General features: G+C 60.8%; 23 protein-coding genes and 1 pseudogene. 10 read left to right on the top strand and 14 right to left on the bottom strand.

Going from position 1 to position 23,772, the window contains the following annotated elements:
* Positions 1-10 precede the first annotated feature (10 nt).
* From HMPREF3039_RS00950 to HMPREF3039_RS00930, 5 genes are all read left to right on the top strand, one after another.
* Complete coding sequence (locus tag HMPREF3039_RS00950) at positions 11-1,768, top strand: nickel-dependent hydrogenase large subunit (RefSeq protein WP_067573612.1); 1,758 nt, start codon at positions 11-13, stop codon at positions 1,766-1,768.
* On the top strand, positions 1,765-2,937 hold the full coding sequence (locus HMPREF3039_RS00945) for a cytochrome b/b6 domain-containing protein (protein WP_067573614.1): 1,173 nt from the start codon (positions 1,765-1,767) through the stop codon (positions 2,935-2,937). The genes HMPREF3039_RS00950 and HMPREF3039_RS00945 overlap by 4 nt, the downstream gene beginning before the upstream one ends.
* Positions 2,938-2,953: 16 nt before the next feature.
* Positions 2,954-3,499, top strand: coding sequence for a HyaD/HybD family hydrogenase maturation endopeptidase (locus tag HMPREF3039_RS00940; protein WP_067951843.1), 546 nt, complete (start codon positions 2,954-2,956; stop codon positions 3,497-3,499).
* The gene (locus HMPREF3039_RS00935; RefSeq protein ID WP_067573616.1) at positions 3,492-3,833 is read left to right on the top strand and encodes a hydrogenase maturation nickel metallochaperone HypA/HybF; all 342 of its coding nucleotides are present in this window, start codon (positions 3,492-3,494) and stop codon (positions 3,831-3,833) included. Before HMPREF3039_RS00940 ends, HMPREF3039_RS00935 begins: the two co-directional genes overlap by 8 nt.
* 143 nt (positions 3,834-3,976) lie before the next feature.
* The gene (locus HMPREF3039_RS00930; protein ID WP_067573618.1) at positions 3,977-4,924 is read left to right on the top strand and encodes a hypothetical protein; all 948 of its coding nucleotides are present in this window, start codon (positions 3,977-3,979) and stop codon (positions 4,922-4,924) included.
* A gap of 477 nt (positions 4,925-5,401) precedes the next feature.
* Here HMPREF3039_RS00930 and HMPREF3039_RS13440 read toward each other — a convergent pair whose 3' ends face one another.
* A complete protein-coding gene (locus HMPREF3039_RS13440) occupies positions 5,402-5,980 on the bottom strand; it encodes a DUF4870 domain-containing protein (protein ID WP_147549739.1) in 579 nt (192 codons plus the stop codon).
* Between the two features lie 175 nt (positions 5,981-6,155).
* On the opposite strand from HMPREF3039_RS13440, the gene HMPREF3039_RS00915 reads away from it, so the two are divergent.
* The 3 genes and pseudogenes from HMPREF3039_RS00915 to HMPREF3039_RS13985 all read left to right on the top strand — a co-directional run bounded on the left by HMPREF3039_RS00915 (position 6,156) and on the right by HMPREF3039_RS13985 (position 7,344).
* Entirely contained in the window at positions 6,156-6,914 is a 759-nt protein-coding gene (locus tag HMPREF3039_RS00915; protein WP_067573318.1) for a hypothetical protein, read from the top strand.
* A 73-nt stretch (positions 6,915-6,987) separates the two neighbouring features.
* Positions 6,988-7,128: pseudogene (locus tag HMPREF3039_RS14560) on the top strand (hypothetical protein); the annotation flags it as partial.
* 12 nt (positions 7,129-7,140) lie between these two features.
* The gene (locus HMPREF3039_RS13985; RefSeq protein WP_197457143.1) at positions 7,141-7,344 is read left to right on the top strand and encodes a hypothetical protein; all 204 of its coding nucleotides are present in this window, start codon (positions 7,141-7,143) and stop codon (positions 7,342-7,344) included.
* 215 nt (positions 7,345-7,559) lie between these two features.
* Here HMPREF3039_RS13985 and HMPREF3039_RS00905 read toward each other — a convergent pair whose 3' ends face one another.
* The 7 genes from HMPREF3039_RS00905 to HMPREF3039_RS00880 all read right to left on the bottom strand — a co-directional run bounded on the left by HMPREF3039_RS00905 (position 7,560) and on the right by HMPREF3039_RS00880 (position 13,690).
* The gene (locus HMPREF3039_RS00905) at positions 7,560-8,099 is read right to left on the bottom strand and encodes a cysteine hydrolase family protein (protein ID WP_067573314.1); all 540 of its coding nucleotides are present in this window, start codon (positions 8,097-8,099) and stop codon (positions 7,560-7,562) included.
* Positions 8,100-8,192: 93 nt separating this feature from the next.
* Entirely contained in the window at positions 8,193-10,463 is a 2,271-nt protein-coding gene (locus tag HMPREF3039_RS00900) for a beta-hexosaminidase (protein ID WP_167506755.1), read from the bottom strand.
* A gap of 227 nt (positions 10,464-10,690) precedes the next feature.
* Complete coding sequence (locus tag HMPREF3039_RS00895) at positions 10,691-11,335, bottom strand: NAD(P)H-dependent oxidoreductase (RefSeq protein ID WP_067573310.1); 645 nt, start codon at positions 11,333-11,335, stop codon at positions 10,691-10,693.
* A gap of 32 nt (positions 11,336-11,367) precedes the next feature.
* On the bottom strand, positions 11,368-12,459 hold the full coding sequence (hisC, locus tag HMPREF3039_RS00890; protein WP_067573307.1) for a histidinol-phosphate transaminase: 1,092 nt from the start codon (positions 12,457-12,459) through the stop codon (positions 11,368-11,370).
* 142 nt (positions 12,460-12,601) lie between these two features.
* Positions 12,602-13,249 carry a GrpB family protein gene (locus HMPREF3039_RS00885; RefSeq protein WP_067951838.1) on the bottom strand — a complete coding sequence of 216 codons (648 nt, stop codon included), beginning with the start codon at positions 13,247-13,249 and terminating at the stop codon, positions 12,602-12,604.
* Between the two features lie 94 nt (positions 13,250-13,343).
* Complete coding sequence (locus tag HMPREF3039_RS13435; protein ID WP_156469852.1) at positions 13,344-13,481, bottom strand: hypothetical protein; 138 nt, start codon at positions 13,479-13,481, stop codon at positions 13,344-13,346.
* Complete coding sequence (locus HMPREF3039_RS00880; protein ID WP_067573305.1) at positions 13,478-13,690, bottom strand: hypothetical protein; 213 nt, start codon at positions 13,688-13,690, stop codon at positions 13,478-13,480. The genes HMPREF3039_RS13435 and HMPREF3039_RS00880 overlap by 4 nt, the downstream gene beginning before the upstream one ends.
* 155 nt (positions 13,691-13,845) lie before the next feature.
* Between HMPREF3039_RS00880 and HMPREF3039_RS00875 the strand changes: the two genes are divergently transcribed.
* Positions 13,846-14,298, top strand: a complete 453-nt coding sequence (locus tag HMPREF3039_RS00875) for a helix-turn-helix domain-containing protein (RefSeq protein WP_067573303.1) — start codon at positions 13,846-13,848, stop codon at positions 14,296-14,298.
* A gap of 253 nt (positions 14,299-14,551) precedes the next feature.
* Positions 14,552-16,198 carry a fumarate hydratase gene (locus HMPREF3039_RS00870; RefSeq protein ID WP_067573301.1) on the top strand — a complete coding sequence of 549 codons (1,647 nt, stop codon included), beginning with the start codon at positions 14,552-14,554 and terminating at the stop codon, positions 16,196-16,198.
* 368 nt (positions 16,199-16,566) lie between these two features.
* Here HMPREF3039_RS00870 and HMPREF3039_RS00865 read toward each other — a convergent pair whose 3' ends face one another.
* The 6 genes from HMPREF3039_RS00865 to HMPREF3039_RS00840 all read right to left on the bottom strand — a co-directional run.
* Entirely contained in the window at positions 16,567-17,403 is an 837-nt protein-coding gene (locus HMPREF3039_RS00865; RefSeq protein ID WP_067573299.1) for a glycosyltransferase family 2 protein, read from the bottom strand.
* Between the two features lie 23 nt (positions 17,404-17,426).
* The gene (locus HMPREF3039_RS00860; RefSeq protein ID WP_067573297.1) at positions 17,427-19,583 is read right to left on the bottom strand and encodes a hypothetical protein; all 2,157 of its coding nucleotides are present in this window, start codon (positions 19,581-19,583) and stop codon (positions 17,427-17,429) included.
* A gap of 21 nt (positions 19,584-19,604) precedes the next feature.
* Positions 19,605-22,076: a coiled-coil domain-containing protein gene (locus HMPREF3039_RS00855; RefSeq protein ID WP_067573295.1), complete on the bottom strand. Its 2,472-nt coding sequence runs from the start codon at positions 22,074-22,076 to the stop codon at positions 19,605-19,607.
* A gap of 36 nt (positions 22,077-22,112) precedes the next feature.
* Positions 22,113-22,565 carry a hypothetical protein gene (locus HMPREF3039_RS00850; protein WP_147549736.1) on the bottom strand — a complete coding sequence of 151 codons (453 nt, stop codon included), beginning with the start codon at positions 22,563-22,565 and terminating at the stop codon, positions 22,113-22,115.
* An 84-nt stretch (positions 22,566-22,649) separates the two neighbouring features.
* Positions 22,650-23,072: a hypothetical protein gene (locus HMPREF3039_RS00845; RefSeq protein WP_067951837.1), complete on the bottom strand. Its 423-nt coding sequence runs from the start codon at positions 23,070-23,072 to the stop codon at positions 22,650-22,652.
* A 13-nt stretch (positions 23,073-23,085) separates the two neighbouring features.
* A partial coding sequence (locus HMPREF3039_RS00840; protein ID WP_231863810.1) for a hypothetical protein occupies positions 23,086-23,772 on the bottom strand: 687 nt, incomplete at its 5' end.

Below are 23,772 nucleotides of genomic sequence, written 5' to 3'. Positions count from 1 at the left end.
CCAGATTACCATGAGCAATTACACATCAGCGGCCGTTCCGGAATCCAGCCGCGTGGTCATCGACCCCGTGACGCGCATCGAAGGCCACCTGCGGGTGGAGATGGAGGCCGGAGACGGCGTGATCAAGAACGCCTGGACGTCCACCACCCAGTACCGCGGCATTGAAGTGATCGCCTGCAAGCGCGATCCGCGGGACGTGTGGGCCTTCGTGGAACGCATCTGCGGCGTCTGCACGGGCACCCACGCCATTGCGGCGCTGGCCGCGGTGGAAGACGCCCTGCAATACCCCGTGCCCATCCAGGCCAAACTTATGCGGGACCTGGTCAGCGGCGCGCTGGGCATTCAGGACCACGTGATCCATTTCTACCAGCTCCAGGCCATGGACTGGGTGGATGTGGTTTCCGCCCTGAAGGCGGACCCGAATGAGACCGCCGCGATTGCCAAGTCCCTTTCCGACTGGCCCCTTTCCTCCGCCACGTATTTTGCCGGGGTGCAGAAGAAGCTGAAGGATTCCATCGCCCACGGACAGTATTCCATTTTCACGAACGGGTACTGGGGCCACCCCGCCTACAAGCTCCCGCCGGCGGTGAACCTGCTGGGCGTGGCGCATTACCTCCAGGCCCTCGTCTGGCAGAGGGACATGATCAAGATCCACACCATCCTGGGCGGCAAGAACCCGCACCCCAATTTCCTGGTGGGCGGCATGGCCTGCGCCATCAACATGAACAACGACCAGGCCATCAACCAGTTTTCCCTGAGCTACCTGAAGCAGCTCGTGGATACCTGCCACGATTTCATCCACAAGGTGTACTACCCGGACATCGTGGCCATTGCCGGTTTTTACAAGGATTACGCCCACATCGGCGCGTCCAATCCCAACCTGTTCTGCACCGGGGACCCGTCTGAGATCAATACCGGGGCCCCCGCCGGAAAGGGCATGATCAAGCCGGGCGTGCTGCTGAACGGGGATTACAAGAATGTCCTTCCCTTTGACCAGGACAAGATCAAGGAGTTCGTCACCAGCGCGTGGTACAAGTACACGGAGGGCCGGGACGCGGGGCTGGCCCCGTACGACGGCCAGACGGACGCGGATTACAACGGGCCCAGGCCTCCCTACAAATGGCTTTCCGACCGGCCCCAGTACACCTGGGTGAAGGCTCCGCGCTACGACGGCCACGCCATGGCCGTGGGCCCGAACGCCCGCATGATGATCGGCTACGCCCAGGGTGTTCCCGCCATCGTGGAACGGGTGGACGCCGCCTGCGACAAGCTGGGGCTGCCGCGCGACAACGCCTTCATGAATTCCACGCTGGGCCGCGTGTACGGCCGCGCCCTGGACGCCATGATCAATGTGGACATGATGGTGGACCAGCTCCAGGAAATGACGAACCGCATCAAGAACGGGGAAACCGCCACCTTCAACCCGGAGAAATGGGAGCCCGAGACATGGCCCTCCTCCTGCAAGGGTGTGGGCTGGGTGGAAGCCCCCCGCGGCAGCCTCAGCCACTGGGTAAGGATTGAAAACGGCCAGACGGTGAATTACCAGGCCGTGGTTCCCAGCACCTGGAACAGTTCCGGACGGGACGCGGAAGGCCAGATGGGGCCGTACGAGTATTCCCTGGCCCACACCGGAACGCATCCGCTGGTGGACCCGTCCCGCCCCGTGGAGCCCCTGCGCACCATTCACAGCTATGACCCGTGCCAATCCTGCGCCGTCCATCTGTTTGACGAAGAGGGAGAGGCCATTCTGACCAGACAGGACCCGTGAAAACGACCCTCATCAATGAAGACCTCACCCTGGTGGTGGAGGATGCCATTCCGGCCAGTACCGTTTACTCTCCGGAGGAAATCCTGGCGCTGGCCGTGTGCGCCTCCCCCAACGGGAGCACGGACCCGGGGGACCTGGCCCTGCTGCACGCGGCACGGGAACGCGGCATCCAGCTGAATTACGCCCAGCAGGCGGATTCCTGGGAGGCCCCGTCCGGAGAACGCCATTACAGCACCGCCATCCTGAAGGCCGCGGACAAGGAAGACGCCGTCCCCTTCATGGTGGCCCGCGGCAACCTGAACGCCCTGGAAAAACTGTGCGAGGTCAGCAATCTGGAAAAGGAACGCATGAACAAGGCTTTTGAAGCCTACGATCCGTCCGGCTTCCAGCCCGTGGGAATTGCCGTGCACCGCTCCGGCGCCCCGTGGCGCCTGCTGGGCGTGGTGCCCATGCACGCCATGCGGGACGTGCGCCATCTTTCCAAGGCCAAGGCCAATTTCCGCTACTTCCACGTCTGGGACTGGCCGCTGCGGGTGCTGCACTGGACATGGGTGTTCTGCATCATCGGCCTGGCCGCCACGGGCATCTGCATCGCGGAAGGCTGGTTCCTGAAAATGGGGGACCTGCACGGCGCTTTCCAATTCGGCACGCTCCGCTTCGTCCATTACGCCCTGGGCTGGACGCTGGTGGTGGTGATGATGCTCCGCTTTTCCTGCTTTTTCATGGCCTCCAACAAGTACCAGAGCTTCCGGGCGCTGTTCCCCGTCTCCAGACAACAGTGGAAGGACCTGTACACCACGGCGGTGGACTACGTTTTTGCGCGGAGCTATGACGGCCCGCGCTACATCGGCCACAATCCCCTCCAGCAGTGGACATACACGGGCGTGTACGTCCTGTTCACCACCATGATCGTCACCGGGCTGGCCCTGTACGCGCTGTATGAGCCGCGCCACTGGTTCTACCACTGGTTCATGCCGCTAAACGACCTGATCGGGGTTCCGTACGTGCGCCTGATCCACCTGATCGGGATGTGGTGCTTCATCATCTTCGCCATGATCCACGTGTACCTGTCCATTCTTTCCGGGAACGTGGACCGGGACGGCACCATTTCCTCCATGTTCAGCGGCGGCCGCTGGCTGCGCAAGGGTGTGAAATTCAGGGATGAATAATACCGGATCAACGTTCATGGAAGCTGAAGAATATATGGAAGCCCTGCGCGGCTGCCCCGTGAAGGGGAACGCCTATCCCGTGCTCGTGCTGTGCGTGGGCAATCCGCTCATGGGGGACGACGGAGTGGGCGTGGAGCTGGCGAAACGGCTCCAGGAACGGGACTACGGTCCGCTGGTGCATGTGGAGGAGGGGGGCACCCTGGGCATGACGCTGCTGCCCCTGCTGGAAGACGCGGACACGGTCATCCTGGTGGACGCCGTGAAGACGGGGGCCGCACCGGGCACGCTCGTCACGCGCAGCAAGGAGGAGCTCCCCCGCCATTTCTCCCGCGTCATTTCCCCGCACCAGATAGGCATGAAAGAGGTGCTGGGCGCCGCCCAGCTCTGCGGCACCCTGCCGCGCGCCATCACGCTGGTGGGGGTGGAGGCCGCGCACACGGAGTTCTGCCAGCCCATGTCCGCAGAGGTGCGGGCGGCCATGCCGCAGGCTCTGGAGCTGATTGAAAACCTCATTGCCCGGGCGGTGGAGGACTGCGCGGACCGGGAAAACTCCCATGCATGAAGTAGGCATCATGGAAGGGGCGCTGGACATGGCGCGCCGCCTCATGGAAGAAAACGGCGGCTCCCGGCTGGTGCGCGTGCACATGACCATCGGCAGCCTGAGCGGCGTGGTGCCGGACGCCCTGCAATCCGCCTTTCTGGCCCTGAAAGACGCCTACGCGGCGGAGAACGCCGCCCTGGAAGTCACCTGGGTGGAGGCCCTCTGCCGCTGCGACGACTGCCAAGAGGATTTTCTCTTCACGTACCACGGCTACATCTGCCCCGGCTGCGGGGAGCCCGCCCTGGCCATCCTCCGGGGGCGGGAGCTGGAGCTTACCCGCGTGGAATGGGAATGACCCCCGATCCTCCTTTCACCGTTCCGCTCCCACCCGGAAAAAATCAGGAAATTTACCCGAACATTTTTCACTTCCGGACGGTCAAACATATTGGCGTACTATTACTACGCCGCAAATTCCAACCCAGCTGTAGAACCAATACCATGAGCAATATCAACCCATTCATCCTGACGGGAATGATGCCGCTTTCAGCGTCATCCATGAACCGCGTTTCCTATATGTGCCCGGTGACCATCACCAATGACGTGGTCCAGGGACAGACGGATGTTCAGGATTCCCTGACCATTGACGCCGGAGGCAGCCTTTACATCATCAACGCCCCCGTCTATGTGGGCGGCCCCAACCAGCCGGACCACGGCCACGGCACCGCCCACCTGGCCGTGCGCAACGGGGGTACCCTGACGCTCATCGGCAACCTGCCGGACCACATGACCATGTTCCTGGGGGACAAGGCCAACGGGAGCCTGGAGATCAACGGCGGCCGCGTGCTGATGGGACAGGGGCGCATCCAGGGCGCCAGGGAGCACGAAGGGCGCATCACGATGACGGACGGCTGGCTTTTTGCCTCGGAGATAGACCTGCCCTGCGACGGCTCGGAGTTCATTATCAGGCACGGACTGGCCCGCATTAAAAAACTGACGGGCAGCGTTTCCACCCACATTTACGGAGGCGTGCTTCACGTGAAGGAATACGCCCATTGCGACCGCATCCATTTGGTGGACAACGGGGTGCTGCTGCTCGGCAGCATCACCAGCCAGCCTTCCGCGGACGTCATGGCCGGCGCGGGCATCAATTTCCGCGGGGACGGAGGCGCCCTGGTCATCCGCGTGCCGCACCCGGAAAAGGCGCTGACCCGCACACGGGAGGCGGAACACGTCTTTGACGAATTGCTGAGAAGGGGCAAGCTGTACCACGACAACGAGCCCATGACCAATTTCCAGGGATTCCACATGAGGGAATTTACCGGGCACGACAGCCTGACGTATGCCGCCCTGCGCCCCGCCGCACAGCTTCATTCCGACCAGAACCAAGTCACGCGCCTGCTGCATACCTTCATGTACGGCGGCAGCGACCGGGAAATACCCATCTGAACACAGACGCTCAGGAGGGACTGGCCGGCCAATAACCCCTGGCCGGAAGGCAGGCAGGGGAATTCCCCTCCTCCGGGTGCCGCATCTTCCTTTAACCGGGAAAGGCGGAAGCTTTCCTTTTTTCTAGTCCTCCGCCGCAATCCCGCGGCAGCCCGGCCTCCGGCCATGCCCCCTTCACGGCCGGATTCCCCGAAGACAAGAGTTTCCGGTCCGATGATACTTATGGCCCTGTTCTCCCGGAATGAGGCGGAAATTTTCTTTCCCGGAGCCAGGTTTTCATCGGCCCGCGGCAGGAAAAAGAGCCTGTTTTGCCTTTCCCGGACAAGCCGGGACCGGAAACAGCTTCCCCGGACGGCGGCAGATTTTCAGGGGACGGAACACGCACCTATCCGACAGAATAACCGGATTCAAAAAAGGAGGCCGCCCCGCTTGTTGCGCAGGACGGCCCCTGTTGAATGTTCTCGGTCAATCCGGAGATTATTTGATGAACGTGATCGTGAAGGGCATCTGGTACGTGTATTCCCTGTTGGATATCTTGATCGTGTACACGACGGACAGGATGATCCACACCAAAGGAAGGATCCAAATGAACAGGAAACCAATGAAGATCAGGGTCAGAACTCCGAAGAACGCCCAGGACACCAGCAGGTAAATTCCCCAGGAAATCTGGGCATTGATAACGTTCTTGCCTATCTGGTCCACCAGGGGGTAGTCCTGCTTCCAGATCAGCCAGCAGATGAGCGGGCCAACGACGTTCGGTCCGGGAATAGCCATCGTAAACAGGGAGAGCAGAGGAGAAATCGCCGTAACGAGCGCAAAATTATCACTGTTGGACTGCGGTGAAACACCCGGTTCGGGAGATGGAGGCGGTCCGGGATGGGGAGGCGGACCTGAAGCGGCGGAAGGGGGAGGAACCGGCGTGGGAGACGGCGGCGGAACAGGAGTGGGGGCGGGAACAGGAGTGGGGGCGGGAACGGGAGTTGGGGGTGGAACAGAAGCAGGAATCACGGGTTCCTGGGTCGTTTCAGGTTCGGATGATTGATTGGTTTCGTTCATAATGGTGTTTGATACGGGGTTAAATTGCTATGGCGGATGCAGGAAAATTCCCTCACTCCGCCACTATCGGCACTTTCTCATACCCTTTCTTGCCAAGTCAATATTTTAAACCGCTGCAAGGGACATGCGCTCCGGAGCTTGACAAGGCTCCGCCGGATGCCATAAACACTACCCCATGAATGTCCGCACCGCAGGCGTGCTTCTTTCCGCAGCCCTTTTTTCCTGTTCTCCGCCCGTGCCGGATATTCCGCCAGCCGCGCCCACGGTCACCAGGACGGAGGCCCTTCGCACCAGCCGCGCGTATACAAACCTGGCCTGGAGGGGGACCCGCCACAACGTCCGGCACGGAACGGATCCCGACGGGATCAGGATAGACACTCCGGACGTGTCCGCATCCGGCACCCATGCGGGAGCCTGGTGGAAGCCCGGCGCACGGTCCGCGGGCATGCCGTACAAGTGGGGAGGGTTCGATACCCCGCGGCAATTCGTCAGCCGCCTGAACCGCGACCCGGAAAACGGAGGCCGCCCCGCCGCTGCCGGAGACATGGGCACCCCGGAAAAGCAGGCGGCGGGAGACGACGCGGTCAGCAGGTTTGCCGCCGGAGTGGATTGTTCCGGTTTCGTCTCACGGTGCTGGCGCCTGTCCCGGCCCTGGTCCACGCGCGAACTTCCTTCCCTGTGCACGCCGCTGGACTGGGAAGAGTTGAGAACGGGGGACATCCTGATCGTACCGGGGCGGCATGTGCTCATGTTCATTGAGTGGCACGGAGACGGCAGGGACGCTTTTCTGGGCAGTGAAGCCGGCCCCCTGCCGGTCTGGAAATGTGCGGAACATTTCTTCAGCCGGACCGTACTGGAACGCAGCGGCTACCGTCCCATGAGGTACAAGGGCATGCGGGAACCGGAGACGGATCCCGGAACGGCTAAGCCGTAAATAATGCCGCAGCAGCCCGGTTTTTCCGGAAAAAGGAACCCAAACGAACAATACGAACACGAAGTATCAGGTAATCAAAAGGCACCAAAGCGAGTTCCCGAATCCCGTCATTATTTCCAGGGGCGAGAGACTTGTCATTGGAGAGAAGTACGGGGAGAACGAAGCCTGGAACGACTGGTATTTCTGCGAGACGGAAGACCGGAACAAGGGCTGGGTTCCCAAACAGGTGTTCCAATGGCTGGGCGGCAGCGTGGGAGAAGCGCTGGAAGATTATTCCGCCAGGGAATTGAATGCGGAGGAGGGGGTAGTCCTGACCGGTTCCCAGGCGCTCAACGGCTGGATATGGTGCCGGAATCCCGCTTCCGGGGAAGAAGGATGGGTGCCCGTTGAAAACCTCCTCCCCATGGGAGCGGATACGGAGGGACGATAAGCCGTTCCGGGCGTCCGGTTCGCAAACTGCCGCGATCAGTTTTTTCGGAACGCCGGGGGCACGGCTCCGGCGGGATGGAGGGAAATCCGCCGGGGGAATTATCCGAACACATGGGCCATACGCCGGCAGGGAGATGCCTGCACATTTATCCCGGTTATTCCGGCATGTGCGCTGCGGGGACGGCCCTTCCCCGTCCCGGCGAAGGAGTTCCGGGGCTAGATTTCCAGTTCTCCGGCAGTCAGGACGCGTGCAAATATTCCGTCCAGTCCCGCCATGTAGGCGTTGTGCACGGTTTTGGCCGGCAGGGTCTCTCCCATGACGGACAGGTCCTTCGTGGCGCACGCATCGTACAGCAAGGTCACGGGAATTTGGTGATCCCAGGCCGCACGGACCGTGGTATCTATGCACATGTGGGTCATCATGCCGCACACGACCAGTTCGTCCACCTTTTTCGCACGAAGCAGGTCCGCAAGGCCCGTCCGGTAAAAGCTGTTGGGAGCGTGCTTGACGAGCACATCCTCACCCGGCAGAAGCGTCAATCCGGCGTGGATTTTTACGCCGTCCGTCCCCGGCAGGAAGAAGGACGCATCCGGCCGGGTGTTGACGTGCTGGACATGGATGACGGGCAGTCCGGCCTTCCTGAAGAGCCGTAAAACGGAGACAATATTCTCCAGAGCCTCTCCCGGGCCGGAAAGCTCACACTTCCCGCCGGGAAAATAGTCATTCTGAACGTCAATAATGAGGAGAGCCTTCATTCTGCATTACCTGTTTTTCCAGAATACCGTGCATCCGCGCCGCGGGCGGGCGTGCCGCCTTTTTACAGGCACGGACGTACGGGACGGAATGAGTTACAAGGGCTGGACGTTGAAGTTATACACTTTCCCCTGGAAAGATTCACCCAGGGTTTTCAGCGGCAGAACGAAGGTGGAACGGTGCACCTTGGGACGGTGCTTGAAGTTTTCAACAAAGTCCTTGGATTTGTCAGAAAAACTTTTCAGCACGGCAGTTCCGGCAGGCTGCCCGTCCAGGAACAGGCTGGTTTTTTCCGGTTCACCCACAATTTCCACCTTGACCTTTTTGCCTACGGGCAGCTTGGCGCCGAAGGAGAATTCCAGGGTGTCGTCACGACGAAAGCCGACGGTGCCGTCCTTCATGACCGCTAGCAGTTCGCCCTCCGGCGCGGAAAGCAGCACCTGTTCCCTGCCTTCCGGAGCGGCGTTAAGTTCCAGTTCCGCGGTCAGGCGGTAATTCGGTCCCAGCGAGGGCTTGTCCAGCTTCTGGGGCAGAGAGGAAGGAGTGACCGCAAAGGGCTGGGCGTCCTTCCATTTATGAAGGGGGTTGGTGCGCGGAGCGTTGCCGATGGCCGCCACCAGCTCGCGATGCTCTTCAAACGTGTCCGGCGCCTTGGCCTTGCCCCACAGCTTCTGGCTGAGGACATCCATGGAACCGGAAAGCATTCCCCAAATATCGTACGGGCCGTATCCCGTGTGCATGATATCCGTTTCATCGTTCCAGATGGCAAAGGTGCCCCCCAGGAGCTGGGGATGCCCGGCGGGAAGCGTTTCATTGCCGATGCGGTTGGGAATCCAGTTGTTGTAGAGCCCCTTGTGGTTCCTGTCCATGCGGTAGTAGTTGGCAAAGGGCACGATGTAGAGGGCGCCGTCATTCGTGTTGATGACATCGTAGCCCAGATTGACGGCTTCCCACGCCTTCATCCAGCCGGCGCTCCAGAGATTCATTTGAACGCCTTTGCTCACCACGGGGGTCTTGCCGGGCTTGGCGCTGAGGCTGCCCCAGATGCGGGGGGTGTAGCCGCGCTTGAGGGCGTGGCTGAGCACGCCGTCCGCAAAGTGGCGGTAGTCTTCCTTGTCTCCGTAGAATTCATCCGCTCCCACGTGGAACACCTTGCAGCCGGCAAATACCGGGCGGCCCAGCTTGGGGTCTTTCAGCAGGTATTCGTCAAAGACTCTGGTCACGAAGCTGATCGTTTCCGGGTTGCCGGCATCCAGCATCTCGCAGCGGCGTTTTTCATGGTTCATGGGGCCTTTGTAGATCAGGTCCGGACGCACCCGGGTGAAGGAGAGCGCGTGGCCGGGGGTGTCGAATTCCGGCACGATGTTGACGCCGTGGCGTCTGGCGTAACCGATCAGGTCCGCAAATTCCTTTTTGGTGTAGGAGAGGTCTTTGGCGGTGAGCGGCGTGCCGTCCTTCCCCTTCACGTTGGATTCCAGGCGGAAGGCGGAGTAGGATTCCTTGAACGGGTCATGCCCGTTGTCCACGTAGTGCTCGTGGAAAATGTAGTTGTTGTTGATGACCAGGTGAAGGTCGTTCAACTTGTACCAGGACATGGTGCGTATCAGGTCCTTGAGGTAGCTGAGGGGATAGGGCGTGCGCGCAATGTCCAGCATGAAGCCGCGCACCGGGTAGCGGGGGAAGTCCACGGCGGTGCCGCAGGGCACGCCGTCCGGGTTCTGGCGCAGCATTTGAAGCAGGGTGCGGGTGCCCCAGTACAGCCCGGTGGGGGTAAGGGCGCCGATACGGATGCCGCCGGCATTGACGGCGAGGCTGTATCCCTCCTTCCCTATGTTGCTTTCCTTGAACAGGGAGAAGGAGATGTCCGCCTTACCTCCGGGGGAAACGAGCCTGACCTTGCGGCCCAGCACGTCTTCCAGGTCGGCGGCAAAGGTACGGGCCAGCTCCTTGTCCGGGCAGGCGACGGTGATGGTGGAACCCAGCTTGTATTCCCCCTTGCCGCCCTTCCATTGCAGGATTTCCGGGATAACCCGGGGCTTGGGGTTGCCCTGCGCGGCCGCGGGAGCCTTCAGGGTGATTTCATAGTCCTTGCTGACGGCCTCCTGGCCGCCCTTGGTCACCTTGAAGCTGACGTTTACCGGAGTGTCCGAGATGACGGGGGCTATTTTCCCCTTGCTGTTGATGAGTTCCTCGTAGTCGGCCCCCAGGAGTTTGATTTGGGCGCCGGAGGCGCTGGGCATCGGCAGTTGTCTGGTCCCGGCCTTGATTTCCGGGATGGAGAGGGAGTCGGCAATCTGCCGGGCATCCTGACCCATCAGCGGCCCCGCCGCAAATGCGGCCATCATTAAAAGTATGTTCCTGTTCATGTTCGTGTGTCGTTCCGGGAAGAATGGCATGCCCGATTTGCTGTAAGAATTACGCAACATCCGTCCCTTTCTTGCAAGGAAATAAAAAAGCGGCCGAAAGCCCGCCCGGCATTCCGGCAAAGACGGTTCGCGGATGAAGAGACGTTTTCCGATTTTACGGATTTTACGGAAAGAAAAGGGCCGGACCGTCTTCAGGCGGCCCGGCCCCGGATGGGGGGAAACCCGGTTTAGGCGCGGATGTCGATCACTTCCCCGGCGGGGAAGCGCACCTTCGCTTCACGGGCGTAGGCGTCGTCCTGGGCTCGGTAGCCCAGGGCTACGCCCACCACGGAACGGTACGGCGTGCCGTCCAGCCCTAAAATTTCATCGTATTTCCGGCGGTCCATGCCGCCGATGGTGCAGGAGTCCACCCGCAGGGCCGCAGCCGCGCTGAGCAGGAACCCGGCGGCGATGTACACCTGGCAGTCCAGCCACGTGTCCATTTTTTCCGGAGTCAGGGCCTTCACGTAGCCGCCGTAGAAGTCCGCGGAGGAGGCCAGTTTTTCCGCGGACGGATGGCGTGTGAATTCAATCTGGGCCAGGTAGCGGTCCACATCCTTCTGGGTGGCGTCCCGCCGGGCGCACAGCACCACGTAATGGGAGCAGTCCTCCACCTGGGACTGGTTCCAGGAAACCTCCCGCAGGCGTTCCTTCAGCTCCCGGTTCGTGACGACCACGAATTTCCAGAGCTGGAGCCCCAGGGAAGACGGGCTGAGCCGCAGGCTTTCCGCCAGCGCGTGCCAGACGGGTTCCTCAATGCGGGCCTGGGGATCAAACTTCTTGCAGGCGTAGCGCCATTCAAGACCGTCAATGTATTGTTGCGGTGAAATCATAAAAGGTATGACAGGTTCAGCGGTAAAATTGTTTAAAGAACTTCCTTCAGGACTTCCACGCAGCGGGCGTTTTCCGCGGGGGTGCCGATGCTGATGCGAATCCACTCCGGCAGGCCGTAGCCGTCCTGCGCGCGGACGATCACCCCTTTGGCAAGCATGTCGTTGAACACCTTTTTGCCCTGCCCCACCTTCACCAGGATGAAGTTCCCCTGGCTGGGAATCCATTCCAGCCCCATGTCCCTGAACGCCTGTTCGTAGAAGCGCATGCCCGCGGCATTGTTTTCCACCGTGCGGCGCACATGTTCCTGGTCTTCCAGGGCGGCCAGGGCCGCTTCCTGCGCCAGAACGTGCAGGTTGAACGGCGCGCGCGCCTTGTGCAGCATGCCGGCCACGGCTTCCGGGGCAATGCCGTAGCCCACACGCAGGCCCGCCAGGCCGTAAGCCTTGGAAAAGGTGCGCAGGACGATCACGTTGCGCCCTTCCCTCACGAATTTGAGGGTGTCCGGCGGGTTGTCGGAAAATTCCCGGTACGCCTCGTCAAAGCACACCAGCACATGGTCCGGCACCTTCGCCATGAAATCGTCGATTTCCCGCTGGCCGACGACGGTGCCGACCGGGTTGGTGGGGTTGGTGATGAATACGATGCGCGTGCGGTCCGTGACGGCGTCCAGGAAGCCGTTCAGGTCATGGGTCCAGTCCGGCTTGTTGGGAACTTCCACGTACGCCGCGCCAAACAGCCTGGCCATGATGGGGTACATGGAAAAGGCGTGCCTGGCGGCCACCACCTCGGCCTGCGGGTTCAGCAGGGCGTGGCAAATGAGTTCGATTACCTCGCTGCTGCCCGTGCCCACCACCGTCTGGCCAAAGTCCACGCCGCAGAATTCCGCAATGGCGGAACGCAGCCGGAAAGCCGCGCCGTCCGGATAAATGTTTACTCCGGCAGCCGCCCGGGAGATGGCCTCCACCGCCCGGGGGGACGGTCCCAGGGGATTTTCATTGGAGGCCAGTTTCACAATGTCACGGGGGTCCAGGCCCAGTTCCCGGGCCGTTTCCTCAATCGGCTTGCCCGGCTGATAAGCCACCAGCTCCAGCACATGCTGGTTTGCGAAACTTTCAATACTCATAGCGGCGGAATGTTACTCCCGCTTCCAGTCCTTGACAATACGGATTTTTCCGCCGGAACAAAAGGCCCGCATGCGGGAAGGCTCCCCATGTGCCCCGCCCGCAGGGCGGAACTTCCCCGCAGGAAAGGAACGAGGCGGCCGCCTATTCCGCCCTGCCCTCCTCCCCGGCGGGCGCATCATTCCGGCAAACGCATCCCGACGCATATCTGCCGCCCATTTCCTCCCGTGCCCGGCGCGTCATGGCGGCAATCAATTCCGCTTTTCCGTCCGTATAGGCATCCCGGTTGAATTCGAATTCCCTTTTTAAAGAGTGCTTGAGGGAGGCGTATTTTTCCGCCTCATCCGGATGCGCGGCGAGGTAATCCCGGAAATACAGTTCATCCCAGTCCCGGAAGGGACGCACATGCACGTGGAACGCCTGCCCCCTGAACCCCTCCGCCGTATAGCCTTTTGCCATGACCAGCCACATGCGCTCCTCGTCACGGTGCGTCTCCATGTAGCCGCATTTCCGCAGCAAGGAGGGAGTTTCAAAAACGAACGAATCCGGAGAAACCTCCATCAGAATGTCAATGGTGGGCTTGGCGTCCAAGCCGGGCACCGCCGTGCTCCCGATATGGGAGATGCGGGCGATGTGCGTGCGGTCCACGGCCTCCGCCAGCAGGTCCCTTTCCCGGCGGTAAAGTCCCGCCCATTCCTCTCTGGAACCACTCAGGATGATGGGAAACAGGCGCCAGAGTTCCTCATGGCTCATGCGGGACAAAACGGCTTCATCCGGGAGGCTGCTGGACATTCCCGGAAGATAGGGGATATGCCTCCGGAGGTCAATTCCGCAGATGATTCCGCAACCTTCCCCGCGGAAAGCACGGCTTTCCGCACATTCCCCCCTACCTTTTCCGTTTGCGGTCCGTCCTTTTCCGGCACCGCATGGCCTGGTACGCGGCCACGGTAAAGGCAAATGCCGTTACACCCATAAAGGAGCGGAACAGCCAGATCAGCAGCTCCCAGTATATGTCCTGAGTCATGCGGATGGCTTTTGACCGGACGCGGATTCCCCGGCCTGTTCTTCCCGCAGGCGTTTCACGGCACAGGCCAGCAGGGTGGCCCTGTCCAGCTGGCAGCGCTGCACGTGGAGGGCTTCCGCTTCAGCATCCCGGAAAAACTGGATGGACAGCGGCATTTTTACCTTGATCTGTATTTTTTTCTGGATTTTTTTCTTGTTTCCCGTCTTCATAAAATATCTTTTCAGGTACGATTTTGAACTATTGGATGCCTTTACAGAGGAATATTGCAACGTAAATGGTACTTTCGTCAAGAATAATATACCATTTTAGGGACTTATTCATAAAAAAGGTTGAATTCACGCACCGATAGCGTTACAAAGTATGCATGAGTGAGAACCAGGACGAACTCAAAGCCCAAATCAAGGTTTGGTTGAAACAGCAGAAAATGACCCGTGAAGAGTTTGCGGCGGAATGTTTCGTTTCGCCCAACACGGTTCGCAACTGGCTGGCCAGAGTATCCATTCCCAAGGACAAGGAGGCTCTTATCAGGCTGATGATGGAGAAGACGGAGCGGGAAAAGGAACTCAAGGAAGCGGCCAGGGCCCATTGGAAGCCGTTTGCCGTCATGGTGAATACCGACGATTACAAGCTCATTGAAAAAGCTGCCCGAAAGGACAATATGACCGTGGAGGAATGGGCTGAAGGAATCCTGATCCGCGACGCCCAGGAACGCATGGAGCACGTTTACCCGGAATCCCTCCGCGTTGCGGAAGAACCCAAAGGATACGGCATCCCGCGTACCTCCGGACCAGATTCCGCTCCGAACAAGCCGCGCTGATAAATTATAAGTTTACATTTAGAACCATCAAAAAGCCGCAGTGGGATAGAACACCCATTGCGGCTTTTCAAAATTCTTTATTTTACTCAATTACTTTTTGGCATGAGGGAGAGGAGCACTCTTCCTTGCATGCATCATCCTGCTCCGGCTACAGACACAACAGCCGAAGCTTTTTCCGCCTTCTCACGCCAGGGAACCGCCCCGATTTTTTTGCTCGAACCCGTGGGCGGGCTCCGCTATATTTCCCCCCGTTATGGCAACACCGGATTTTCATTATCAGGACCCTTTTCCTCTGGAAAAGGACGACACCCAGTACCGCCTCATCACCTCCGACTACGTAAGCGTAGGGGAATTTGAAGGGCACCCCATGCTCAAAGTGGAACCGGAGGGCCTGCGCCTTCTGGCCGCGGAAGCCTTCCACGACGTGGCTTTCTTCCTGCGCCCCGCCCACTTGAAGCAGGTGGCCGCCATCCTGGACGATCCGGAAGCCAGCGCCAACGACAAGAGCGTGGCCCTGACGATGCTCCGCAACGCGGAAGTGGCCGCCGCCGGCATCCTTCCCTTCTGCCAGGACACGGGCACCGCCACCATCGTCGGCAAGAAGGGCCAGCAGGTCTGGACCGGCTGCGACGACTGCGAATTTCTTTCCCACGGCGTGTACGACGCCTACACCCAGAACAACCTGCGCTACTCCCAGACCGTGGCGCTGGACATGTACACGGAGAAGAACACCGGAACCAACCTGCCCGCCCAGATAGACATTGAAGCCGTGGAAGGCATGAAGTATTCCTTCCTCTTCGTCGCCAAGGGCGGCGGCTCCGCCAACAAGACCTATCTTTACCAGGAAACCAAGGCCCTGCTCAACCCCGCCACGCTCAAGAAGTTCCTGGTGGAAAAAATGAGCACGCTGGGCACGGCGGCCTGCCCGCCCTACCACATCGCCTTCGTCATCGGCGGCACCTCCGCGGAGAAGTGCCTGAAGACCGTGAAGATGGCTTCCACCAAGTATTACGACAACCTTCCCACCACCGGCAACGAGTACGGCCGCGCCTTCCGCGACGTGGAACTGGAAAAGGAGCTGCATGCGGAAGCCTGCAAGCTGGGCCTGGGCGCCCAGTTCGGCGGCAAGTGGTATGCGCTGGACGTACGCGTGATCCGTCTGCCCCGCCACGGCGCCTCCTGCCCGGTGGGATTGGGCGTTTCCTGTTCCGCGGACCGCAATGCCAAAGCCAAGATCACGCCGGAAGGCATCTTTATTGAACAATTGGAAACCAACCCCGGCCAGTATATTCCGGAAGCCCTGCGCATGACCTCCAGCGAGGCCGTCTCCATCGACTTGAACCGCCCGATGAAGGAAGTGCTGGCGGATTTGAGCAAGTACCCCGTCACCACGCGCCTGAGCCTGAACGGCACCATCGTCGTGGCGAGGGACATCGCCCATGCCAAGCTCAAGGAACGCCTGGAACGCGGAGAAGGGTTGCCCCAGTATATCAAGGACCACCCCGTTTACTACGCCGGACCGGCCAAGACCCCGGAAGGCTACCCCTCCGGCTCCTTCGGGCCGACCACCGCGGGCCGCATGGATTCCTACGTGGACCTGTTCCAGGAGAACGGCGGCTCCATGATCATGATCGCCAAGGGCAACCGCAGCCAGCAGGTGACGGACGCCTGCCACAAGCACGGCGGCTTCTACCTGGGTTCCATCGGCGGCCCCGCCGCCATTCTTGCCAAGAACAACATCAAAAAGGTGGAACTGCTGGAATACCCGGAACTGGGCATGGAAGCCATCTGGAAAATTGAAGTGGAAGACTTCCCCGCCTTCATCCTGGTGGACGACAAGGGCAACGACTTCTTCGCCAAAATCCGCGAAGGCTGGGCCTGCGCCGACTGCGCCCATTAACCCCTCCCCCCTTATACCGCAAGCGCCGGTCCCCTCTCTGTGGGAACCGGCGCTTTTTCATGGCCTGAACGTCATCGAAAGCCTTTCAGCCAAAAGGAATCATCATAAGAAAACATCGCAACATGCGTTCATGATGGATTCTATCAGTCGCACCCGTGAAGGTGCGACAAATACTAAAGATGAAAGACTAAAGGTCATTCGGGCTTCATCCACGCACCCGTGAGGGTGCGACAGTTCGGTACTTGGCGCGATACAACGTTTACCATGTTTCAATCCACGCACCCGTGAGGGTGCGACGAAAGGTGTGTAACGCGCCATGACATCTGATCAATTGACGACAGGTATCTGATCAATTTAGCCGTCCCTGCCTACTCCGGGCAGGGGGTGTGCAGGGCTCCTGCATCGCCTCTGCAAGCGGCCATCAGGCCGCCCCAATCCACCGCCTCGTCATCCTCCCTGGTCACACCGTCCTGCAGCATGGCCGCCCTGGCGTCGGCCAGCAGGTGCATCACCCTGGCCCGCTCGCTGGCCGGCTGGTGATCCTGGCGAGGGCTGCCGGTGGTTACCATTGCAAACCTGGCCGCATAACTCTCGGCGCTCGCTGTCCGGCTGGGCCAGCACCAGGCCGTCCACTCGCTCCAGGGGCTGCGCTGCCTCCACGGCTCCTCGATGCGGCACACTGTTGCCGGCACCCTGGCCAGCACCTCACGGCCGATGGTCACATCCTCCGGCGCTAAATCATCCAGCAGCGTCCAATCCATCTCCCGGTAGAGCCGTCTGGCCATCCATCCCCTCAATGCGTACAGGCAGCCATAAATCCGCCACGCTCCTGCCACAAAATCCCCGGAGGCATACATCGGGCATGCCGGATGGGCATCCATCCAGCGCAGCCAGCCGTCATCCAGGAGGGCCGTATCGCAATCAATCTTGACGACGATGTCGTCGTCCTCCGCCTCTCGGCACATCTCCGAGAGCATACCCCGGATGCAGGCAGGCCCGCGCAGGTTACCCTGTCGATCCCATGATGACTGCACGTAATCCGCGCCTATGCTCCGGAGAGCAGCGGCGGTATCCTCCTGCACCGGACTGGCCGCATCGTCCACTACCGTGACGCTGGCGTAGGGTACGGCCATCCGGACACAGCGCACGCAGGCCACTGCCTCGGCGGCGTCTCCGGAATATGAAAAAACAAAAATCCTGATCATACTGTTATATATAGAGTGAAAAATTAAACAGCCGGCCCGTAGGGGTAAAAAGTGCCGTAATTGACCGGTATCTGAATAGTGCCCAGCATATGCTGGTACACTACCTTGTCCTGCACCGTCGCAACGTGGAAGGAGTAAAAAAACTCCTCCGACTCGTCCGGCTCCTCGTCCTGGAGCCGGAGGGGGTTGACCGGCCCCTGCTCATAGGCGATAGACGTGCCGGTCAGCTTGCCCTTGGCGTTAAATTTGACGTCCAGCCATATCTCGCCGGCCGTAAAGCCGGTCATCGTGTACCAGCCGCTGTTATCTCCCGGCGTCTGGCTGATGTAGACGCCCTGCAGCATCAGCTTGCCCCGGCGCATCCGCGCGCCGGTCACATTGGCGTTATCGTCATCCCAGTCAAGGATTACCTGCAGACCATAAATCGGAGGCTGCTCCGGGGCTGCCGACCACACGATCTCCCCCTCCGGTCCCAGGGTGGGCGCGGGCGGAGACTTGTAAGCCTCGCTGTCGTACTGCAGCGTCTGGACCGGGCCGTCCACTTGGTCCTGGTCGTCCAGCGCCTGCTGGTCGTCGGCTATCTGCCGCATGCGATCAATCATGTCCTGCAGAGACAAATGCGCCGGCACGCCAGTGGTGACCGCCGTGCTCTCTCCGTCCAGATCAACGCTGACGCTCTGCACGACGGTGGCCATGTCGCGGTACTCGCGCCGGGATCCGGTGATGGCCAGCCTGCTGCCCACCAGGATGGCGGGCGACACGGCCCGCAGGGCGGTGACGCTGCCCTCTACGGGGACGTCGCGGGTGACCTCGTAATAATCCCGCAGGATGGAGGTGTAATCCGGCCACGCCTGACCGGCCGGCGGCGTACCGCCTCCGCTGATGGGCGGCTCTCCTCCCCCGTCAGCCCCGGCATCCCCTGACTTGCTGGCCCGGTACTTGCGGTGCATGGTGTTGATGGTGCGCCCCCTCCATGTCATCCAATGGTAGTATCTGGTCACACCGTTGACTTGCTTGGTGTGCGGGAACAGCATCTCGCAGCCCTTGGGGGGCTTGGCGTCCATGTATACATATTGCTTGAGCTCCACATAACACCACTTGATGGTATTGCAGCTCTCGCTCAGCTGACCGCTCACATGCTCGTAACGCTGAGCGGAGTCGTCAGTGGAATAATTGCTCTGGGTGGATCCGTCAACGCCGGCTATTACGGATTTCTTGATCCTCCCATACCGCGCGGCCGTCAAGGTGGCAAGCTGGGGTATCTTGCGCCGCCAGTAGATGGCTCCCTCCACATCGTTGGTGGGCAGTTTGTGCCCTGTCACCTCGACAACAGGCTTGGTAAAATCCCACACCGGGGACTCGGAACCTTGCGGCTCGTCATCATCCGGGCTGTCCGGACTGACGGCCACCTGAACAGTTACGCATCCCTCCTGGTGCAGGGACGCCCCGCGTGGCCAGACCTGGGACTGGTAAGCCTGATTGCCGGCAGTCAGCACGACGCCCACGGCCGGGGGGACCAGGTCCGGCCGGGGGGTGAGCTTGATACTGGAGAGCCTGTCTCTCACTCGGTCCAGGGTGGTCACGGGCAGATCGGCCCCGTCGGCCACCCTGATCACGGGGGCGTCTCCCGTATAATCCACCCGGCACACCATGCCGGGACGGCTGGCCAACACCTTGCGCAGCACGCCGGCATACATGTCGCAGGAGAGCGCCGTATCCCACATCCAGGCGGAGGCGGACACGGACACGTCGATGCCCACGTCGGCAGAGAGGAGGCCGTGCTTGCGGGCATCCTCCAGCACCGCCTTGAGGGTGGCGGCAATGCCCACCCGGCGGGGCACGCTCTCGGCGCTGCCTCCGGATATGTTGGCATTAAGCGCCCCCCTCAACCCTCCGGATGGGCTGAAACACAGCGCCCCCTCCAGGGGCTGGAGGATGTCGCACGCCTCAATGGACCACCGCCAGGCATTGCCGGACTGCTCCAGGGCGCACTTGCGGATGGTCCCCTCCATCACCGTCACGGCGTCCCACACCACGCGCACTTGATCCATGTAGGCATAGGGTGCCGGCTCGTCCTGGTCGCGCGCCAGCTGTTGCCAGGTGAATTTGAGCGGGCCAAAATTGCTCCAGTTGCAGGAGGCACCCTTGATGGCCTTGCCCGTGATCTCAATGACTCTCATGGCGGTGATGCGACAGATGGGTTAGCGGTGGCGGCTGTAGCGCTCGCGGGACAATAAGCCGGAGACCTCCTGCTCAATCTTGCTGAGGCGCTCATTGTGCCGTGCCGACTTGTCCGCCGCCTGCCGGGCGACGGCAAGAAACTGCTGCATCACATCCAGGATGCGGCCCGTGGCGTTGCCCTGCCCAAGCATCTGCCGGGTAAACTCGCTGACCATGGCGCTGGCGTCCTGGCCTGCCGCAGGGACAGGCTGTGGAGGAGGCTGCGGAGCCTGTGCGCCGGCGCGGATGCGCGCGCGCATCTCCTCCTCGGCGTCCAGGTCGCGGCCCTCCGGAGTGACGCGCCGGGGCCGTGCCGGCCTGGCGGGATTGGCCGGCTGAGGCCGGGACATGGCCGTCAGAATGCGGCCCAGCTCTCCATGGACCAGCTCCTTGACCAGCCTGACCACGCGCATGCCCGCCTCGTCGTCCTGGTCGATACGCATCGTCAGGGACTGGAGCTGCTTGATCGTAGCGTCGTTGAGTACGCCATACTTGGCGACATCCTTGAGGATGTCCACAATCTTGGCGGCGGCTCCATCCTTGGGGAGACTGGGGAGGATGTCGGACAATCCGTCCAGCTTGCCCTTGTATCGCTGAGCCTCCAGATCCTTGCGCTCCAGGGGAGTCATCAGGTTGCGCTCTCCGGCCGCCGCCTTGGAGTAACCCTTGATCATGTCGTCCATCATCCACTTGACCTTGGCGGCCAGCTCCTTGGGCAGGCCCTTGAGCGCCTCGTCGCGCAACTGGCTCAGGCGTGCGGAGTCCTGCTCGGACATGTAGCCGGCATCGGCCATGTGCTGCCCCTCCTTAAGCAACCGCTTGAGTCCGGGCGTCTCATGATCCTTGTAATCCTGGCCGTCAGTGAGTTGATCGTAGCGCCTGCGCCAGCGCTCCTGGACGCCCTTGCGCTGGCTGGCCAGCTCGGCGAGGTCCTTTTGCCGACGCTCATCTGCAGCCACGGCGCTGGCCTGGTCCGCCTTGGCGGCGGCGATGACAGCCTCCCTGGCGTTGATCTCCCGCTGGTACTGCAGGAGCTGCTGTTGGGTGGAGACGTTGGCCTCGTCCAGCTTGAGCTGGTCCTCGGCAGTTTTGAGGCGCTCCTTGCGGGTCGTCTCACTCTTATCTTGGTCCTTGATGGCATTGGAGATGTCCTCAGTCATCTGCATACTGCCGGCGTTGTCCTGATCGTAGTGGACCAGAGGATTACTGCTGCGGTAGTAAGCCTCTATAGCCTCTACCTTAGCGTCTGCGTCGGCAATGTATTGAGCAAGGTCCTTATACTGCTGGAGACGCTCCATTGTCTTATCTATCTTATCCTGAGTATCTCTGGCTACACGGGGATCGCTGAGTCCCTTGCTGGTGCGCAGGGCTATGGCATCTTGCAGCTCCTGCTCAAGCCTTGCAATGTCTTGCATCCTCTGTTGGGTGCGCTCCCGATGGTGATAATCCTCTACATCCCTCTTGTATTGGCGATACTCCTCCGGAGTGACCCCAGCATAAGGCGACTTGGCCGCCTGTTCTTGTTCGGCCTTGATCCGGGCCACCTGCCTGGCGGTCTCGTCGCGGGCCTGGATAGCCGCCTCCAGCATGATCTGCTGGCGGTCCTCGCGGGACTTGGCCGCACCCCTGGCCTCGGAGGCATCCAGGTCGGCCATCAGGGCGGCGGCCGTCTCCTGGGTGATCTCACCCCTGATCTCGCGGGTACGCACGATCGTGCGTTGCAGCTCCAGCTCCTTGAGCCGGAGAGCCTCCACGTGGTCCACCTCCGCCGTGCGGTTGGCGGCCAGCTGGCCGATGAGCTGGATGCGCTGGGAGTAGAGCTCGTTAATGGCCGTGATCCTGCGCTGCTCCTCGTCGTAGATGCGCTCGCGCTTGGCGTTGGTCAGCGCATCGGTATAGGCCTGCTCGCGCTCGGCGGCCTCGGTAGCCAGACGGTCCTTGAGCTCCCGCGCCCGCTTGACGGCGGCCTTGTCCACGCCCTCGATTACCTTGTCCCAAGAGTCCAGGATCCACTGGCCGATGGCCTTGCCACGGTTGTAGAAAGACTCCAGCTCATTAACGACGTTGAACGTCGCCATCATCCTGCCGCGCAGGGCCACCAGGGACGACTGCGTCTGCCTGGCGCTGCGCCCCATCTTGTTGAGAGACGCCGCCCCCTTGTCCCCGGCCTGGGCGACGTCGTTGCCGGTGGTCCTGGCCTGCTGTCCGACCTGGCTGACGGCCCCCTGCAGACCCTCTGCAGAGTCGGTTGTCTTGTCGATAGCCTCAGCGGTATCCTCGGCGGCATCCGCCACCTCCTCCAGGTTGTCGATTGTCTCCTCCCGGCCTAGCTCGTCGTTGACCTGCCGGGCCGTCTGGCGCAGGCTATCCAGCCCCTTGTTGACCTTGTCCAGCGCTCCCGTGTTGGCCGTAGCCTCCACGCCTACCTGTACCTTGTAATCCTTGTCTGCCATGTTAGTTAATAGTGATGAGTTAAGAGTTAATAGTGGTTAAGATATCTCTCCCGTCAGGGTGAGGGATAACTGGACGGCCGCCCATGCCTTGCCCTCGGTGTCCGGCAGCCGGATATCCTCCGGGCGGCGGCCGAGGCGCGGTCCGTCCGGTCCCAAGTCGTGATCGCTGGTGAGCGGCAGAGGCTGGACGAGATCCACCGTGGCGTGGTAGGTCCTGGTGCGTGACGGCCGCCGCTGGTGGTAGCAGGACAACCAGGTAACCGTACCCTCCGGGTGGAGGGTGAGAGTCTCCTGCAGGTCCAACCCCCATGCCTGGGCGCGGGCAAACGTCGCCCAGGCCCTGACCACCGTCAGGGTCATCTGCAGGGAGGCGTTGCCGCGCGCGGCCTGGTGCATCCAGGGGCTGCCAATCACACCCTCTCGCTGGATCTGGATGGAGGGCTTGACGCTCACCAGCTCCGCCATGACGTCGTCGTACTGGCACAGCACGATGTCCTGCAGGCCGGCCGGGCGGTAGATGACCGTGTCGAGGGAGAGGTAGTGCATGGCGTGATGAGAGTGGAGGGTTGAGAGTTAAGAGTGGAGAACATCAGAAGTGAAGTGCTTGAAAAACGCCACAGCCTCGTCATCCGTGATGATAAAATCCGGGTAGTCATAAACCGTAAATATCCTGCGCCCTCCGGTTTCCGCATGGACGGCCTCGACATCAAGCGCAACCTCGTCCCGTTGCCCGGTGGGGGTGTAAGGATCATCCTCACTGTAGATCGTCGCCGTCATCAGATGCGCCCACACCTGGGACGCCTGCCAAGGCTCGGCCAGCCCTACCAGCGCGGCCACCACGGATTGTAATGCCGGGGCCTGATCGGCGGGTATGTCGTCCTGCGTATAGCGTCGGGACTGCACAAATCCATCCTTATCGGGAAACACGGCCGTCATCGTGAACTCCTCCCACGCCCCGGGCGAAGGAAACTGTATCTGTATTTGGGTATTATCCATAACTGTTAATCGGTTAATTTATTTGTATCAAATCGCACCATTCGCCTAGGACAGTTCCTCCATAATAATTGGGTGCATGAACCCCGACAGAACAATGTCCCGCTGTCTTTGCCAGTGACAGCCTGCTGGACATCGCTCTGTTATAAGAATCCAACGTAAATGTCTCCGGTAGAATCTTGTAGGAAACAAGACGCCCGGCGCTTTTATCAAACCCAACCAGCCAGACACCAGAATGCTTACTGGTCATGGACAAAGCCACTCCCCGCAAGGCAAGGCTGTCGGGCACGGAACACTGGTGGGTGGTATTGACGGCAGTACTGGACGCATTATCCCACCGGGACATGCGGACAGACACGGCACATTGGCCATTGGCCGGACGGCCAATCTGTATATCGACCCAGTATCGCATGTAACCTGCGGGCGTGGCAAAGGGATCATCATCCAGGCTCGCGTAATCCGCATTGAAAGAAGTATTGCCTATGGCGATGGAATCAAAGCACCGGCCATATCCCAGACCGCAGGACATTGGGAAATAACAACTGGTCAAGCCGTCGTAAGCTGAATTGTTATTGTCGAGATTGATCATATTAAAATCAGCCGTGACCACAGTCCATGCCGGCATGTTGTCTCGCCCGGCAGCCCACCAAAACCGGTCCACAAGTATTCCCCAGGAAAAAGGATTGGAAGAATTGAAATAGGT

It is taken from the genome of Akkermansia sp. KLE1798, assembly GCF_001580195.1.
Taxonomy (GTDB): domain Bacteria; phylum Verrucomicrobiota; class Verrucomicrobiia; order Verrucomicrobiales; family Akkermansiaceae; genus Akkermansia; species Akkermansia biwaensis.
This window is presented reverse-complemented; position numbering and strand designations above follow the sequence as displayed.

Coding starts and splice junctions, on each gene's coding strand:
- HMPREF3039_RS13440 (WP_147549739.1), bottom strand. CDS start 5,980: ATGAACGAAACCAATCAATCATCCGAACCTGAAACGACCCAGGAACCC.
- HMPREF3039_RS00915 (WP_067573318.1), top strand. CDS start 6,156: ATGAATGTCCGCACCGCAGGCGTGCTTCTTTCCGCAGCCCTTTTTTCC.
- HMPREF3039_RS00895 (WP_067573310.1), bottom strand. CDS start 11,335: ATGATTTCACCGCAACAATACATTGACGGTCTTGAATGGCGCTACGCC.
- HMPREF3039_RS00935 (WP_067573616.1), top strand. CDS start 3,492: ATGCATGAAGTAGGCATCATGGAAGGGGCGCTGGACATGGCGCGCCGC.
- HMPREF3039_RS00870 (WP_067573301.1), top strand. CDS start 14,552: ATGGCAACACCGGATTTTCATTATCAGGACCCTTTTCCTCTGGAAAAG.
- HMPREF3039_RS00885 (WP_067951838.1), bottom strand. CDS start 13,249: ATGTCCAGCAGCCTCCCGGATGAAGCCGTTTTGTCCCGCATGAGCCAT.
- HMPREF3039_RS13435 (WP_156469852.1), bottom strand. CDS start 13,481: ATGACTCAGGACATATACTGGGAGCTGCTGATCTGGCTGTTCCGCTCC.
- HMPREF3039_RS00930 (WP_067573618.1), top strand. CDS start 3,977: ATGAGCAATATCAACCCATTCATCCTGACGGGAATGATGCCGCTTTCA.
- HMPREF3039_RS00900 (WP_167506755.1), bottom strand. CDS start 10,463: ATGAACAGGAACATACTTTTAATGATGGCCGCATTTGCGGCGGGGCCG.
- HMPREF3039_RS00865 (WP_067573299.1), bottom strand. CDS start 17,403: ATGATCAGGATTTTTGTTTTTTCATATTCCGGAGACGCCGCCGAGGCA.
- HMPREF3039_RS00905 (WP_067573314.1), bottom strand. CDS start 8,099: ATGAAGGCTCTCCTCATTATTGACGTTCAGAATGACTATTTTCCCGGC.
- HMPREF3039_RS00940 (WP_067951843.1), top strand. CDS start 2,954: ATGGAAGCTGAAGAATATATGGAAGCCCTGCGCGGCTGCCCCGTGAAG.
- hisC (WP_067573307.1), bottom strand. CDS start 12,459: ATGAGTATTGAAAGTTTCGCAAACCAGCATGTGCTGGAGCTGGTGGCT.
- HMPREF3039_RS00875 (WP_067573303.1), top strand. CDS start 13,846: ATGAGTGAGAACCAGGACGAACTCAAAGCCCAAATCAAGGTTTGGTTG.
- HMPREF3039_RS00855 (WP_067573295.1), bottom strand. CDS start 22,076: ATGGCAGACAAGGATTACAAGGTACAGGTAGGCGTGGAGGCTACGGCC.
- HMPREF3039_RS00860 (WP_067573297.1), bottom strand. CDS start 19,583: ATGAGAGTCATTGAGATCACGGGCAAGGCCATCAAGGGTGCCTCCTGC.
- HMPREF3039_RS00950 (WP_067573612.1), top strand. CDS start 11: ATGAGCAATTACACATCAGCGGCCGTTCCGGAATCCAGCCGCGTGGTC.
- HMPREF3039_RS00880 (WP_067573305.1), bottom strand. CDS start 13,690: ATGAAGACGGGAAACAAGAAAAAAATCCAGAAAAAAATACAGATCAAG.
- HMPREF3039_RS00845 (WP_067951837.1), bottom strand. CDS start 23,072: ATGGATAATACCCAAATACAGATACAGTTTCCTTCGCCCGGGGCGTGG.